This window comes from Massilia agri (assembly GCF_024753255.1).
Lineage (GTDB): Bacteria > Pseudomonadota > Gammaproteobacteria > Burkholderiales > Burkholderiaceae_D > Telluria > Telluria agri.
The window spans coordinates 200,974-216,412 of the sequence record NZ_JANUHA010000003.1; the positions used below are offsets into that span (position 1 = coordinate 200,974).

Below are 15,439 nucleotides of genomic sequence, written 5' to 3' on the forward strand. Positions count from 1 at the left end.
CATGGGCGCAATAGCGCGCCCTCGCCGGCGCGTACTGGCGGCGCTGCTGTTCGCGGCCGGCGCCCCCGTGCCGGCGTTCCCGGCCGCTACCGGGACCGAAGCCTACACCGTTTATGCGGCGGGGGACATCGCGCGCTGCAAGCATCCCGACCCGCGCTGGTCCGGCGCCGCCGCCACCGCCGCCCTGGTCGAGCCGCTGCTGCGCGCCGATCCCCGGTCGGCGGTGCTGAGCCTGGGCGACCACACCTATCCGGTTGGCGCGGCCAGCGAATTCGAGAAGTGCTACGCCCCGACCTGGGGACGTTTTCGCGACCGCACCTGGCCCACGCCCGGCAACCATGAATACGCCACGCCGGGGGCCAAGCCCTATTTCGCCTACTTCGGCGAGCGCGCCGGACGCGCGGGGCGAAGTTATTACAGCCTGCGGCTCGGCAGCTGGCATGTGATCTCGCTCGACAGCAACCTGAAGGGCGCGGCCCACGCGGCGCAGATCGCCTGGCTGCGCACCGAGCTTGCCAAAGATCCCGCACCCTGCACGCTCGCCTTCTGGCACCACCCGCTGTACAGTTCGGGCGGCCATCCGCCGCCGGGCCGCATGCGCGACGCTTACCGAGTGCTGCATGCGGCCGGCGCCGAGCTGGTGCTGTCGGGCCACGACCACGACTACGAACGCTTCGCCCGCCAGGACGCCGACGGCCGGATCGATCCGGAACGCGGGGTGCGCCAGTTCGTGGTCGGCACCGGCGGCGCCTATGCCACGCCCTTCATTTTCTTCCAGCCCAACAGCGAGGCGCGCGAAGCGAACCTCGATGGCGTGCTGGAGCTGCGCCTGCTGGCGGACGCCTACGAGTGGCGCTTCCTGCCCGCGCATCCTGGCCGGGTTCCTGCGGGCAGCACGCCTGACCGCGGCCGCCAGGCATGCTCTTGACCCGCGCCCGTTATACTAGCGACCGGAGCACGCCATGAAGACCTTCTCGCTGCTCAAGCCTTTCATCCTGCTGTCCCTGTTCATGCTCGCATCCCTCCCTTCCGCCGACACCCCCGCCCAGACCCCGCTGCCCACCGTGGCTTTCGAGAAGACCACCCTGTCCAACGGACTGCAGCTGATCCTGGTCGAAGACCGGCGCCTGCCCATCGTGGCGGTCAACATCTGGTACCACGTCGGCCCGGCCAACGAGGCCCCCGGCCTGCGCGGCTTCGCCCACCTGTTCGAGCACATGATGTTCTCGGCCACCCGCCACATCCCGCGCGGCCTGGCCGACCAGCTGCTGGAGGGCGCCGGCGCGACCGACAGCAACGGCAGCACCGACTACGACCGCACCAATTACTACGACACCGTGCCTTCGAACCAGCTGGAACTCGCCCTGTGGGTGCACGCCGACCGCATGGGCTACCTGCTCGACGTGCTCGACCAGAAGGCCCTGACCAACCAGCAGGACGTGGTGCGCAACGAGCGCCGCCAGACCGTCGAGGGCGAGCCCTATGGCGTGGTGGAGGAAGCCCTCGCGCATGCGATGTTCCCCAAGGACCACCCCTATTACTCCCCGATCATCGGTTCGCACGCCGACATCCAGGCGGCGAAGCTGGAGGACGTGCGCCAGTTCTTCGCGCGCTACTACGGCCCGAACAACGCCAGCATCGTGATCGCCGGCGACATCGACAAGGCCAGGACGCGCGCCCTGGTGGAACGCTACTTCGGCGGCCTGCGCCGCAGCGAACCGGTGGCGCGCCCCATCGTGGCGACGCCGCCGATCACCAGCGAGCGCCGGGTCGTGGTGCACGACCGGGTCGAGCTGCCGCGCATCTATATGGGCTGGCTCACCCCGAAGGCCTACCAGCCGGGCGACATCGAGCTGGCGGTGGCCGCCGAGATCCTCGGCGGCGGCAAGTCGAGCCGCCTGTATAAAAAACTGGTCTACGAGCGCCAGATCGCGCAGGAGATCGACGCGGCCCAGAATTCCTATGGCATCACCTCTACTTTTGTGATCGACGTCATCGCGAGGAATGGCGTCGATGTACGCACCCTGGAAGCGGCGATCGACGCCGAGCTGGCCGAGTTGCGCGAGCACGGCCCGTCCCAGCGCGAAGTCGAGCGGGCCCGCAACAGCCTCGAGACGGCGCTCCTGAGCTCCATCGAAAAACTGGGCGGCGACGGCCTGGCCGACCAGCTGAACCACTACAACCAATACACGGGCGACCCGGGCTACCTCGGCAAGGACATCGAGCAGCTGCGCCGCGTGAGTCCGCAGGACGTGCAGCGCGTGGTGCGCGCCTATCTGGCCAGATCCTCGCGCGCGGTCGTCACCGGCCTGCCGGGCAGTCCCGTGCTCAATGATCCGCCGCGTCCACGCGCGCCGCGGGCGAGCAAAGCCGCCGGCAAGGCGGTCCAGGGCATCAACACGCCGGAAGCCTGGCGCGCCAAGGCCCCGAAGCCCGGACCGGCCCCTGGCTTCACGCTGCCGCAAGGCGAGACCTTCAGGCTGGCCAACGGCCTCACGGTGCTGCACCACCACAATCCGGCCCTGCCCCTGGTATCGGCGCAGTTGCTCATCAAGAGCGGCAACGCGGCCAATCCGGCGCTTCTCCCGGGCCTGGCCGGCTTCACGGCCCAGATGCTGGAAGAAGGCACGGCCACCCGCAGCGCGCCGCAGATCGCCGACGAGATCGCCCAGCTCGGCGCCTTCCTCGACGCCGGCAGCGGCGTCGATGCGTCCTCGGTCTCGCTGCTGGCCCTGCGCGCCAACTTCGCGCCCGCCCTCGACATCCTGGCCGACGTCGTCCTGCACCCGGCCTTCCCGACCGCCGAAGTCGAGCGCCAGCGCGCCAGCCGCGTGAATGACCTGATCCAGCAGCGCGACGACCCCGAAGCCGTGGCGGCAGTCGCCGCCGCCGGGGCGTTCTGGGGCAGCCGCCACCCGAAGGGCTACGGCCAACTCGGCACCGAGCCGGCGATCCGCAGTGTGACCCGCGAGGACCTGGTGAACTTCTGGCGCCGCCACTACGTGCCCTCGAATGCGGCGCTGGTGGTGTCGGGAGACGTCAAGCTCGCGGAACTGAAAGCATTGGTGGAATCGCGCTTCGGCGCCTGGAAGACTGCGGAAGCGCCGGACAGCGAACCCGGCGGCCCGGAGGGAAGCCGCGCGCGGCTGGTGGTGGTCGACGAGCCGGGCGCCGGCCAGACGGCGCTGCGCGTGATCGGCCCCGGCGTGGCGCGCACGACGCCGGACTTCGCGGCCCTGCAGGTGATGAACGGCGCCCTGGGCGGCATGTTCTCCAGCCGCCTGAACAACAACCTGCGCGAGACCAAGGGCTACACCTACGGCATCTACTCGGGCTTCCGCTTCGACCGCACGCCCGGCCCCTTCCTGATCGACAGCACCGTCGAACGGGCGCATACGGGCGCCTCGGTGCGTGAGATCTTCAGGGAGGTCGAGGGCATGCGCGAAGCGCCGCTGCCGGCCGCCGAACTGACGGCGGCGCGCGACGCCCTGCTGCTGTCGCTGCCGGGGCAGTTCGAGACCAATGCCGACGTCGGCGCCAGCCTGGCGGAACTGTTCGTCTACGGCCTGCCGCTCGATTACTACAAAGGCCTGCCGGCACAGCTGCGCGCCGTCACGGCCGGCCAGGTGCAGGACGTGGCGCGCAAATACCTCGACCCGCAGCAGATGAAGGTGATCGCCGTCGGCGACAGGAAGCGCATCCTGCCGCAGATGCAGCCGCTCGGGCTGGGGACGGCGGAGGTGCGTGACAGCGACGGACAGCTGCCCCGGCAGACGCCCTAGAGGCGGCTTGGAGAAACAGCATGAATCCATTGGTTCAACGCTTGGAAAACATGCTCGAGGCGGGCAGCGACAACCTGTTGTTGCGCTTTGGCCTGGGCAAGGCTTATGCGGAGGCGCAGCAGTACGACCAGGCCATCGCGCATCTGGAACAAGCTGTCGTGTTCGATCCGATGCATTCGAGTTCCTGGTTCTGGCTGGGGCGCGCCCAGTACGAGCATGGCCGCTTCGATGATGCCAAACGGAACCTGGGCAAGGCCGTGCAGGTTGCGTCCGAACGAAAAGACAGCCAAACGGTGAAAATGGCCGAGGTCTTTTTACGCAGGATCGAGAAACTGGACCTCCCTGGCCAGGTAAGGCGATCCTGACAGCTGGTGGCCGCGCGCGCTCGAGGCGTTCGCGTGCTCGGCCACACGGCCGGTCTGCTACACTGGTTTGTTCATCAAACCAGCACCGTGTCCGATTGACCCAGACTCCTGTTCCCGATGGCCTGCCTCCCGTGCTCGCCGGTCCCCTCCTGCGCCGCCTCGAGCCGGGCCGCCTGGTGCTATGGCTGGTCGGCAGCGCGCCGCTCGACCTGACCCTGGTGCTGGCGCCCAGGGCAGGCGCGCCCCGGCGCCTGGCGCTCGATGCGAGCCGCTGCCGTGTGATGCGCGTCGGCCGCCACGCCTGCGTGCACCTGATCGATGTCGTCCTGCCCGAGCCGCTGCCGCAAGACACCATCATCGAGTACGACCTGCTGCTTACACAGGACGACGGCAGCGAAGCCGGCATCGCCCGCTGGGCGCCGCACCTGCTGCACGACGGCGCGACGCGGCCCAACCTGGTGCTGCGCAGCCGCAGCGACAATATCCTGTTCGGCTCCTGCCGCAAGCCGCATCATCCCGCGCCCGACGGCCTGGCGCGCGCCGACGCCCTGCTGGCCGAACACATCGAACAGGCCGAGGAGCGGCCCGCCATGCTCATGATGTGCGGCGACCAGGTGTATGCCGACGATGTGGCGGGCCCGATGCTGGCGGCGATCCACGCGCTGATCCGGCGCCTCGACCTCTATGCTGAATGCCTGGAAGGCGCGGTGGTCGCAGACAGCGAAGCGTTGTACCGCCACCAGGCCAGTTACTACCGGCGCGAAGAGCTGCTGCCGGCGACCAGGTCCAACGATGCACTGCGCGACCGCTTCTTCGGCGGCAGCGAAAAGCCGATCTTCACGACGGCCAATGCGCACAACCACCTGGTGACCCTGGCCGAGGTGATGGCCATGTACCTGCTGGTCTGGTCCCCGGTGCCATGGCGGCTGGTGGCGGATGCGCCGGCGCCGCCTTTGGCGCCCAGGCATGCACAGCGCTGGCGGCGCGAGTCACGGGACCTGGCGGGCTTCTGCCGCGACCTGCCACAGTCCGCCCGGCTGCTCGCCCACGTGCAGACGCTGATGATCTTCGACGACCATGACATCACCGACGACTGGAACCTGTCGGCCAAGTGGGAATCCACCGTCTACGGGCACCCCTTCGCGCGCCGCATCGTGGGCAATGCGCTGATCGCCTACATGCTGTGCCAGGGCTGGGGCAACCGCCCGGATGTCTTCAATACGGTACTGGACGACATGGCGATGCTGGTCTCGACGGCCGACGGGGACGGCCGGCTGGATGCGCCGGTGCAGGACGCGCTGGTCAGGCGCCTGCTGTCCTTCCGCCAGTGGGATTTCGTCATCCGGACCAAGCCCACCATCATCGTGCTCGATATCCGCACCCGGCGCTGGCGCAACCGGCGCCGGCCGGGTCACCCTTCGGGCCTGATGGACTGGGAATCGCTCACCGAGCTGCAGCACGAGCTGCTCGACGAGACGGCGGCCGTCATCGTCTCGCCGACGCCCATGTTCGGGGTCAAGCTGATCGAGGTGGTGCAAAGGATCGCCACCTTCGTCGGCCATGCCCTGACCGTCGACGCCGAGAACTGGATGGCGCATCGTGGCGCGGCCAGCAGCATGCTCAATATCTTCCGCCACTCGCGCACCCCGGGCAATTACGTACTCCTGTCGGGCGACGTGCACTACTCCTTCGCCTACGACGTCGAGGTGCGCGACTCGGAACGCCCGCAGCATGTGTGGCAGATCACCAGCAGCGGCATCAAGAACGAGTTCCCGCGCCGCCTGCTCGACTGGTTCGACCGCCTGAACCGCTGGCTGTTTTCGCCACGCTCGCCGCTGAACTGGTTCACCCAGCGCCGCGATCTCGCCCTCACGCCGCACCTGCCCGACGCGCGCCAGCACGGCGAACGGGTCTGGAACGGCGCCGGCATCGGCCAGGTGTGGCTCGACGCACAGGGGCGGCCGGTACGCATCGTGCAGCACAATGCCGACGGCCGGCCATCGACGCGCTTCCTGGCGCCGGACCAGGAAGCGTCGACTGCAGCGGCTTCCGGGCAGCCCCTGGGGAAGCACTGATCATCCGGCTTGCGCTGTCCAGCCACTCCTGGAAGGCACGCTAGGGCGCGGACTGCAGCAGCTGCCGCGCAAGCAACTCGGCGTGCGGGGTCAGGCTGGAAAAGTCGCGCGCGCAGAGATACAGCCTGCGCGAGGCCCAGGGCTCCGACAAAGGCAGGATGGCCAGGTCGCGCCGTATCGTTCTGGCCAGGGCGCCGGACAGGATCGATATCCCGATGCCCTCTTCCACGTACATCGCCACGTTGTCGAGCTGGCGCAGCTGGATGCGGTAGTCGAGCTGGCGCCCAAGGCGCGCCGCGCGCTCGGCCAGGTGCGCCTCGAGCGCGGTGTCCGCCATGCCCACGATCGGCTCGTCAAGGATATCGGCGAAGGCCACTGCCGGCTTCCTGGCCACCGGATGCGCACCCCCGGCGACCACCACCAGCTGGTCGCTGGCGATCAGGTGGGTCTGCAAGGGTGCCAGGTCGGTGACGTCCGCGACGATGCCGAGATCGGCGCGCCGATCCACCAGGGCCTGGACGATGTCGACGCTGGGCCGCTCCTCCAGGTCGATCGACAGATCGTGATGCGCCGCCAGGAAGCGGCACAGTTGCGGCGGCAGGAAGGCCGCCATGGCGGCGGTGTTGGACAGCAGCCGGATACGTCCCTTGAGCCCGGTCGCGTAGTTGCGCAGCTCGCCGCGCATCTGCTCGACCTGCCCCAGGATGGAACGGGCGTGCCGCACCAGCGCCTCTCCGGCGGGAGTGACGCGCACGCCGCGGCGGTTGCGCTCCAGGAGCGGCGCGCCCAGCACCTCTTCCATGCCGGCGATGCGCTCGCTGACCGATGCCAGCGCCAGATGCATGGCGCGCGCGCCATGGGTCAGGCTGCCGCACTCGACCACGGTCAGGAACAGCCGCAGGTCAACCAGGTCGAAGCGCATTGCATCCTCCAGGATTCGGAAACCCCGAAGTCTAGCACCGGAATTGCCAGATTGCGGCCTGGCCGCGCGCGCACTAGCATCCCTCCATGGACACGATGCTGCTGATCTTCCTCTCTGGGATACTGGCCGGCGCGATGAACGGGCTCGCCGGCGGCGGATCCTTCGTCAGCCTGCCGGCCCTGATCGCCGCGGGTGTGCCACCGGTTATGGCGAATGCTTCCAGCACGGTCGCGCTGTTTCCCGGCGGCCTGGCCAGCGCCTGGGCCTACCGCGACGGGCTTCGGCCGGTAGGCAATGTGCCCCTGCGCGCCTTGCTGGCGGTAACGCTATCCGGCGGGCTGGCCGGCGCGCTGCTCCTGTTGTGGACGCCGGCATCCGCCTTCACCGTGGTGCTGCCCTGGCTTCTCCTGCTGGCATCGCTTGCGCTCGCCTTCGGGCGCCGCATCGGCAAAGCCTTGCGTTCCCGCTGGCGCATCCACCCGCGGGCCGTGCTGTCCGTCCAGTTCGCGCTGGGCATGTATGGCGGCTACTTCGGCGGTGCGGTCGGGATCATGATGCTGGCGATGTGGGGCCTGGTCGACCGATGCGATCTCAAGGAACTCAATGCGCCGCGCACGCTCCTGGTCAGCGCAGCCAATGCGGTGGCGGTGCTGGCCTTCATCGTGGCCGGTGCGGTGAGCTGGCCTGAAACGCTGGGCATGCTGGCGGGGGCGATCGCCGGAGGCTACGCCGGCGCCCATCTGGGGCGACGCGCACCGCCCGGCCTGGTCCGCGCCATCACGCTGCTCGCCACCGCCAGCATCACCCTGGCTTTCTTCGTGAAGACCTATGCCCCCGTTCTGCTCCAGCATTAACCAAGTGAGGAAAAAACCATGCTCGACGCTCTGTTGGCAACCATTGGCACCCTGGGTATCCTGGCCAGTCTCGCATGCAAGTTCAGCAAAAACCGAGGGGGCGCTGACGCTCCGTGACAAGGGCTTCGACCCTATGACGCTCAGGTGGCAGCCCTTGTGTCTCCTCTCCTTCTGTTTCCGGTCCCCGAGCAGTGCCACGCGCCTCGACATCCGCTATCCGGGTCCGTCTGTAGCGACAGAACATGCATTCACCAGCGGCACACATGTGCATCTCCTATCGAAAGTGGCGTCGCAGAGTATGTCGATTCGCGCCATCATCGGAACTCCGATTTTTGCCCCTGAATTCGGCTGGACCGCGCAGGCGACCGTGCAGGCAGGTTTCCGCGGCCATCGTCGCGTTGCAGGAGACCGATACTGCCGACGATGGCCAAGGCCCCGGTCACCTGCATGGCATCGAAGGTTTGTCCCAGCAGCAGCCAGCCGAGCAGCACGGCGGTAAGCGGGCTGAGCAGTGCGAGCGATGTGGCAATCCGTGGCCCCAGGCGTGCGATCCCGCGTAGCCAGATAACGTAGGCAAATGCCATTCCCACGAGTCCGAGCCAGGCCAGTGCGAGCAGATCGTTCGTGTCGGGGGCTGGAACGGGAGCATCGACCAGCAATACGACAGGGACGAGAAGCAGGCCACCCGCGCTCAGCTGCCATGCACCGAGCGTGACCATGGACACCGGCGCCGCCCACTTTCGGTTCAGCACCGTCCCCAGGGCCATCGATGCGGCGCCGGCGAGTCCTGCCATCACACCGACGCGATCGAAGGCGGCGCCCGGCGTCAGCACCAGCATCGCCACCCCGGCGATCCCTGCACAGGCGGCGACGATGTCCAGCGTGCGCAGCGCATCGCCCAGGAGGGAGCGTGCAAGGAGGATGACCAGCAGGGGCTGCACCGCGCCGATGGTGGCCGCCACGCCACCCGGCAGGCGCTGGGCCGATATGAACAGCATGCTGGCGAAGACCGAGAAATTCAGCGCGCCGAGTACGAAGACCCGCAGGGCCCAGATCCCCTTGGGCAGTTCCCGCACGAACAGCAGCAGGAGCAAACCTGCCGGCAGCGCACGCAGCATGACCAGCGTCACGGGAGGGTAGCCTTGCAGGAAGCTCGTCGTGACGATGTAGGTGCTTCCCCAGATTGCGGGGACCAGGGCCGTGATGAGCAGGTCGGAGGTGCGGGATGTCATGGCATGTCGAGGGCATTGGCGTGAAAACTCAAGGATAATGAGCGCACCATCAGAAAATAATCCCTTGCTTAGTAACTTCACCATTCACTACTGGAGAAGAATCAGTGGACCGTATGACCGCCTTGCAGGTGTTCCGCGCCGTTGCGGAACTTGGAAGCTTCGCCGCGGCTGCCCGTCAGCTCGGCCTGTCGCCGGCGGCGGTCAGCAAGAACATCGGCGAACTCGAAGCGAAGACCGGTACCCGCCTCATCAACCGGACGACGCGGCGGATGGCGCTGACCGAAGCCGGACAGATCTACCTCGACCATGTGGCGCGGGGCCTCGACGCCCTGGCCGATGCCGACCAGGCCCTGGACTCGGCGAACGCGGAGCCGGTCGGAACGCTCAGGGTGAGCGCACCGCTGACGGTCGGCCTGACGCGCCTGACGAAGGCGATCCCTGCCTTCCTGGCGCAGTACCCCGGCCTGAAGCTGGACCTGCATCTGGATGACGGACGCATCGACATCATCAGGGACGGATACGATCTCGCCATACGGGGCAGCAACGCGCTGGAGGACTCCAGCATGATTGCCAGGAAACTCGCGGTCATGAAGCATGTCCTGTGCGCTTCGCCCGCCTACTTCAGCACGCACGGCAAGCCCATTACGCCCCAGGACCTGCAACAGCATCAATGTATCCGGCGCCTGTCGTCCTCCGGCCGTGCGGACGTATGGGAATTCCACAAGGGACAGCAAACGGTGCCGGTCACCGTCAATGACCGCTACGCGGTCACGTCGAGCCTGGCGGTCCTGGACGCCATGCGCGCCGGTTTCGGCCTCAGCCTGGTTCCTTACCCCTATGTCGCGCAGGACCTGGAGCTGGGCATGCTCACCTCCGCCCTGGACGACTGGGATACCTTCGACACCACGCTCTACGCCATCTATCCGAGCAGGGAACTGCTGGCGCCGAAGATCCGCGTGTTCCTGGATTTCGTCATGCGCGAATTCCAGCAGACGTGAGCAAGTGGCTCATCGCGGACCTGGACCGGAAGATCGGGAATGGCGCTTGCGGGCGCCGGCTTTTTCACCTAACATGTGAACAACTCTTCACATGTTGAATATGAAAACCCACCCCGACACCGACTACGCCCCCGGCGCCGTCGAAGAACTGGCCGACCTCTTCCACCTGCTGGGCGACGCCACCCGCCTGCGCATCGTGCTCGCCTGCCTGGCCCAGCCGACCGCGGTGGGCGACATCGCCGCCTCCCTCGACCTGTCGAGTTCCCTGGTCAGCCACCACCTGCGCCTCCTGCGCGCGGCCCGCATCGTCAAGGCCGAGCGCCAGGGCAAGCAGGTCTTCTACGCGGCTGCCGATGCCCACATCAGCAGCCTGCTCGCCAATATGTTCGAGCACATCGCCGAACCCGCCAATGGAATGGACACATGAGCCACGATCACCACCACGACCACGCGCATGGCCATTCCCACGGTTTCGGCCACCACCACCACATGCCCGACCCGGCCAATCACGGTCGCGCCTTCGCGCTGGCGATCGGGCTGAACACGCTGTTCGTCGCCATCGAATTCATCTACGGCTTCATCGCCCACTCCACCGCCCTGATGGCCGACGCCGGCCATAACCTGTCGGACGTATTGGGCCTGGTGCTGGCCTGGGGCGCGGCCATGCTCGCCAGGAGCGCGCCGAAGGGGCGCTACACCTATGGCCTGCGCGGCTCCTCGATCCTGGCGGCGCTGGGCAACGGCCTGCTCCTGATGATCGCCTGCGGCGCCATCGCCCTGGAGGCCGTGCAGCGCTTCCTCGAACCGGCGCCCGTGCAGGGCATGACGGTGTCGATCGTCGCGGCGATCGGCGTGGCGATCAACGGCTTCTCGGCCTGGCTCTTCATGGCCGGCAGCAAGGGCGACCTGAACCTGCGCGGCGCCTACCTGCACATGGCGGCCGATGCCGCGCTGTCGCTGGGCGTGGTGATCTCGGGCCTGGTCATCATGAGCACCGGCTGGACCTGGATCGACCCGGCCGTCAGCCTGGCGATCGTGCTGGTGATCGTGCTCGGCACCTGGTCGCTGCTGCGCGAATCGGTGCAGCTGTCGATGGCGGCCGTGCCGCCCGGCGTGGATGCGGGCGCGGTGCGCGATTATCTGGGCAGGCAGCCGGGCGTGAAGGAGGTGCACGACCTGCACATCTGGGCCATGAGCACCACGGAGAACGCGCTGACCGCGCACGTGGTCATGCCCGGCGGTTATCCGGGCGACCGCGTGCTGGACGAGATGGTGGCGAAGCTGCGCAGCGATTTCGCGATCCACCACTGCACCCTGCAGGTGGAGGAAGGCACGACCCACCACGGCTGCGCGCTGTCAGGGCACGATCACGACGACCATGACCACGGCGACCACCAGCACGCCCACGCGCACTGAAGGCCGCGGAAAACTCAGCCGGCCAGGTTCGCGTACAGCGCCGTGCTGAGGTAGCGCTCACCAAACGAGGGGATGATGGTCACGATCATCTTTCCGGCATTCTCGGGGCGGCGCGCCACCTGGATCGCGGCCCATAGGGCGGCGCCCGAGGAAATGCCGACCAGCAGGCCCTCCTCGCGCGCGGCGGCGCGGGCGGTCTCGAAGGCGTCGTCGTTCCTGACGGCGATGACTTCGTCGTAGATGCCCGTATTGAGCACTTCCGGCACGAAGCCGGCGCCGATGCCCTGGATCGGGTGCGGGCCCTTGGTGCCCTTGGAGAGCATGGGCGAGGCTTCCGGCTCCACGGCGATGGCCTGGAAGCCGGGTTTACGCGCCTTGATGACTTCGCTCACGCCCGTGATGGTGCCGCCGGTGCCGACACCGGCGACCAGGATGTCGACCTTGCCGTCGGTATCGCGCCAGATTTCCTCGGCCGTGGTGTTGCGGTGGACTTCCGGGTTGGCCGGGTTGTTGAACTGCTGCGGCATGAAGCAGCGCGGATCGGATGTCACCAGTTCCTCGGCGCGGCGGATCGCGCCCAGCATGCCTTCGCTGCCCGGCGTGAGCACCAGCTCGGCGCCATAGGCGCGCAGCAGCATGCGGCGCTCGTTGCTCATGGTTTCGGGCATCACCAGCTTGCAGCGGTAGTCGCGCGCGGCGCACACCATCGCGAGGGCGATGCCGGTGTTGCCGCTGGTGGGTTCGACGATGACGGTGTCGGGCTGGATGCGTCCGGCGCGCTCGGCCGCCTCGATCATGGCCAGGCCGATGCGGTCCTTCACGCTGTGGGCGGGGTTGTGGTATTCGAGCTTGCCGAGGATCTCGGCGCCGGCGCCCTGCGCCAGCCTGCGGATCCGTACCAGCGGCGTGTTGCCGATCAGTTCAGTGACGTCGTTCGCGATGCGCATCCCGGTCTCCCGCAGTAGGTCAGGCGCGGGCCCTGCGGGCCCGGCTCGATGAGTTGGATTTACTTCACGTCCACCAGTTCCACGTCGAAGATCAGGTCCGCATCCGGCGGGATCATGCCGCCGGCGCCGCGCTTGCCGTAGGCCAGCACGCTGGGGATGACCAGGGTGCGCTTGCCGCCCACCTTCATTCCCGCCACGCCCTGCTCCCAACCCTTGATGACGCTGCCCGCGCCCAGCTGGAAGTTGAGCGGCTCGCCGCGGTCGAAGGAGGAATCGAACTTCTTGCCGCGCTGCTTGGGCGCCAGCGGCTTGTGCAGCCAGCCGGTGTAATGGACATACACGGAGCTGCCGCGGGTCGCTTCCTTGCCCTTGCCGACCACGCGGTCGATGATCTCGACCTGCGGCGTCGGCACGGCCGGGACCACCGGTTCGGCTTGCGGCGGGACGGCCTGCGGCTGGGTCGCCTGCGGCACGGCCTGCTGTTCCGGCGCCGGCTGGGTGGTCGGCTTGGAGGCGTCCTGCTGCTGCTGGGTAGTGTCCTGGGCGGATGCGCTTGCAGCAAACGCAAGCATCAGGGCGGCAAATGCGGTACGACGGATCATGTGGGCTCTTCCATCAAAGTGATCAATAACTGATCCTATGATAGCAAGGCCTCTTCCGCTTGCACAGTTTCCACTTCGGCCAGAGGTTCCTGCACGGCCGCGTTGGCCCCGTCGGCCAGCTTGCGCAGCAGGTGGCCGGCCGCCACCATGCCGAAGGTGGCGGTGACCACCATGCTCGAGCCGAAGCCGGCGCAGTTCAGGCCGGTGATGCTGTTGGCATCGATCGCGCAGGCGTCGCCCGCGTCCGGATAGCGCAGCGGCTCCATCGAGAACACGGCGTCGATATGGTACTTGTTCTTCTCGCCCTTGGCGAAGCCATACTGCGCGCGCAGGATCTTGCGCACCTTTTTCAGGAGCGGCTCCTGCTCGGTGCGGGCCAGGTCGCGGATCTCGATTTTCGTTGGGTCGGTCTGGCCGCCGGCGCCGCCGATGACGACCAGCGGCATCTTGTTGGCGCTGCACCAGGCGATCAGGGCGGCCTTCGATTTGACGCCGTCGATGGCATCCACCACGTAGTCGAAACCTTTACCCGCGATCATGCTCTCGAGGTTCTCGGGGTCGATGAAGTCCTCGACCAGGGTAACCTTGCAGAAGGGATTGATCTGGGCGATACGCTCCTTGAGCGCCTCGATCTTCGGCATGCCGATGGTCGAGGTGAGCGCCTGCAGCTGGCGGTTGATGTTCGACTCGGCCACGTTGTCGAGGTCGATCAGGGTGAGGTGGCCGACGGCGCTGCGCGCCAGCGCCTCGACGATCCAGGAACCGACGCCACCGACACCGATCACGCAAACGTGCGCCGCACGGAAGCGTTCGAGTGCACGCTCGCCGTAGAGGCGCGCGATCCCGCCGAAGCGGCGCGCGAAGTCGACTTCATCGTCCAGGGTGGCTGCAAGAGTGGGGGTATCGTTCAGGTTCATCCCGCCATTTTAGCGGACGATGCTTTCGCATCTGCACTAAAATAGCTCCTAGTCAATCAAATTCTTCTCGTGTGTCAACAAAACGCCCCATGACCTCCCTCCTGCACGACACCGCTCCCGATTTCGACCAGCCGATCGCCGTACTCAAGCATTGCCACAACCGCATCCGCAAGCAGCTCGCGACCCTCGACAAGCTGCTGGCCCACCTGCCGGAATTCGGCGCCGACGAACAGGCGCGCCAGGCCGCGCAGGCTGTCCTGAAGTATTTCGAGAAGGCCGCCCACCTGCACCACGAAGACGAGGAGCAGGACCTGATTCCCATGCTGCGCGCCGTCGCGCAGGGAGACGATGCGGCCACGCTGCAGGCGCTGGCGCCGGTGATCCTGCAGGACCACAAGGACATGGACGCGCTCTGGCAGGACCTGCACGAGCAGCTCAGCGCCATCGCCGAAGGCCGGTCGACCGTGCTGTCGGCCAGCGCGGTGCAGCGCTTCTGCCAGCGCTATACCGCGCACATGGAGCGCGAGGAAGGCACGATGGCGCCGATGGCCATGCGCCTGTTCTCGCCGGAACAGATGACCCAGCTGGGACAGGCCATGCAGCGCCGCCGCGGCATTGCCACGGATACCCTGCCGCTGCAAGCGCCGGCGATCGGCCAGGCCGTCGCCGACCTGCGCAAGGATTACGGCCAGGCCAGCCTCAACGAAACCGATGTGATGGACGATCCGATGCTCCAGTTCACGCAATGGTTCGAACAGGCGCTGAAGGCCGAAGTGAACGAGCCGAACGCCATGTCGGTGTCCACGGTGGACGCCAGGGGCCGCCCGAGTTCGCGCATCGTCCTCGTCAAGCAGTTCGACGAGCGCGGCTTCACCTGGTACACGAATTACGGAAGCCGCAAGGCTGAGGAGTTGCAGGACAATCCATACGCGGCTCTGCTATTCTTCTGGAGTGAACTGGAACGCCAGGTTCGCATCGAAGGACGTGTGGAGCGCACGTCCACTGAAGAGAGCGACCGCTACTTCCGCAGCCGCCCCCTGAAGAGCCGCCTGTCGGCCATCGCATCGCAGCAGAGCGCTCCCATCGGCAGCCGCGCCGAGCTCGAACAGAATTACGAGCAGGTGGCGCAGCAGGCCGGTGACGACCCGGCGCGTCCGGAAAACTGGGGCGGTTTCCGCCTCGTGCCCGAGCGCCTGGAATTCTGGCAGGGGCGCCGCTCCCGCTTCCACGACCGCATCGTCTACGAGCGGCAGGAAGACGGCAGCTGGACGCGCCAGCGATTGCAACCCTAGGCCGGCTTCCCGCGCCCTGAGCGCGGCCGGCCTCGAC

At 67.4% G+C, this 15,439-nt stretch carries 14 protein-coding genes; 9 read left to right on the top strand and 5 right to left on the bottom strand.

Annotated elements, in window-relative coordinates:
• Position 1 precedes the first annotated feature (1 nt).
• From NX780_RS05945 to NX780_RS05960, 4 genes are all read left to right on the top strand, one after another.
• Positions 2–928, top strand: coding sequence for a metallophosphoesterase family protein (locus NX780_RS05945; RefSeq protein ID WP_258826934.1), 927 nt, complete (start codon positions 2–4; stop codon positions 926–928).
• Between the two features lie 34 nt (positions 929–962).
• The gene (locus NX780_RS05950) at positions 963–3,782 is read left to right on the top strand and encodes a M16 family metallopeptidase (protein ID WP_258826935.1); all 2,820 of its coding nucleotides are present in this window, start codon (positions 963–965) and stop codon (positions 3,780–3,782) included.
• A gap of 20 nt (positions 3,783–3,802) precedes the next feature.
• Positions 3,803–4,147 carry a tetratricopeptide repeat protein gene (locus NX780_RS05955; RefSeq protein WP_258826936.1) on the top strand — a complete coding sequence of 115 codons (345 nt, stop codon included), beginning with the start codon at positions 3,803–3,805 and terminating at the stop codon, positions 4,145–4,147.
• A gap of 131 nt (positions 4,148–4,278) precedes the next feature.
• Complete coding sequence (locus tag NX780_RS05960) at positions 4,279–6,222, top strand: metallophosphoesterase family protein (protein WP_258827141.1); 1,944 nt, start codon at positions 4,279–4,281, stop codon at positions 6,220–6,222.
• Between the two features lie 40 nt (positions 6,223–6,262).
• Here the strand turns inward: NX780_RS05960 and NX780_RS05965 are convergent, their stop codons facing one another.
• Positions 6,263–7,144: a LysR substrate-binding domain-containing protein gene (locus NX780_RS05965; protein ID WP_258826937.1), complete on the bottom strand. Its 882-nt coding sequence runs from the start codon at positions 7,142–7,144 to the stop codon at positions 6,263–6,265.
• Between the two features lie 86 nt (positions 7,145–7,230).
• On the opposite strand from NX780_RS05965, the gene NX780_RS05970 reads away from it, so the two are divergent.
• Positions 7,231–7,998 (top strand): sulfite exporter TauE/SafE family protein, encoded by a 768-nt coding sequence (locus tag NX780_RS05970; protein ID WP_258826938.1) that lies wholly within the window; start codon positions 7,231–7,233, stop codon positions 7,996–7,998.
• Positions 7,999–8,312: 314 nt separating this feature from the next.
• Here NX780_RS05970 and NX780_RS05975 read toward each other — a convergent pair whose 3' ends face one another.
• Positions 8,313–9,230 (bottom strand): EamA family transporter, encoded by a 918-nt coding sequence (locus tag NX780_RS05975; RefSeq protein ID WP_258826939.1) that lies wholly within the window; start codon positions 9,228–9,230, stop codon positions 8,313–8,315.
• Between the two features lie 104 nt (positions 9,231–9,334).
• Between NX780_RS05975 and NX780_RS05980 the strand changes: the two genes are divergently transcribed.
• The 3 genes from NX780_RS05980 (at position 9,335) to NX780_RS05990 (ending at position 11,644) form a co-directional block, all read left to right on the top strand.
• Positions 9,335–10,228 carry a LysR family transcriptional regulator gene (locus NX780_RS05980; protein WP_258826940.1) on the top strand — a complete coding sequence of 298 codons (894 nt, stop codon included), beginning with the start codon at positions 9,335–9,337 and terminating at the stop codon, positions 10,226–10,228.
• A gap of 100 nt (positions 10,229–10,328) precedes the next feature.
• Positions 10,329–10,655: an ArsR/SmtB family transcription factor gene (locus tag NX780_RS05985; protein WP_258827142.1), complete on the top strand. Its 327-nt coding sequence runs from the start codon at positions 10,329–10,331 to the stop codon at positions 10,653–10,655.
• Complete coding sequence (locus NX780_RS05990) at positions 10,652–11,644, top strand: cation diffusion facilitator family transporter (RefSeq protein ID WP_258826941.1); 993 nt, start codon at positions 10,652–10,654, stop codon at positions 11,642–11,644. The genes NX780_RS05985 and NX780_RS05990 overlap by 4 nt, the downstream gene beginning before the upstream one ends.
• A 14-nt stretch (positions 11,645–11,658) precedes the next feature.
• Here NX780_RS05990 and cysK read toward each other — a convergent pair whose 3' ends face one another.
• The 3 genes from cysK to tcdA are packed head-to-tail and all read right to left on the bottom strand — an operon-like array spanning position 11,659 to position 14,110.
• Positions 11,659–12,591 carry a cysteine synthase A gene (gene cysK / locus NX780_RS05995; protein WP_258826942.1) on the bottom strand — a complete coding sequence of 311 codons (933 nt, stop codon included), beginning with the start codon at positions 12,589–12,591 and terminating at the stop codon, positions 11,659–11,661.
• Between the two features lie 59 nt (positions 12,592–12,650).
• The gene (locus NX780_RS06000) at positions 12,651–13,193 is read right to left on the bottom strand and encodes an FKBP-type peptidyl-prolyl cis-trans isomerase (RefSeq protein ID WP_258826943.1); all 543 of its coding nucleotides are present in this window, start codon (positions 13,191–13,193) and stop codon (positions 12,651–12,653) included.
• Positions 13,194–13,228: 35 nt separating this feature from the next.
• Positions 13,229–14,110 carry a tRNA cyclic N6-threonylcarbamoyladenosine(37) synthase TcdA gene (gene tcdA, locus NX780_RS06005; RefSeq protein WP_258826944.1) on the bottom strand — a complete coding sequence of 294 codons (882 nt, stop codon included), beginning with the start codon at positions 14,108–14,110 and terminating at the stop codon, positions 13,229–13,231.
• Between the two features lie 89 nt (positions 14,111–14,199).
• Between tcdA and pdxH the strand changes: the two genes are divergently transcribed.
• A complete protein-coding gene (pdxH, locus tag NX780_RS06010) occupies positions 14,200–15,402 on the top strand; it encodes a pyridoxamine 5'-phosphate oxidase (protein ID WP_258826945.1) in 1,203 nt (400 codons plus the stop codon).
• Positions 15,403–15,439 lie beyond the last annotated feature (37 nt).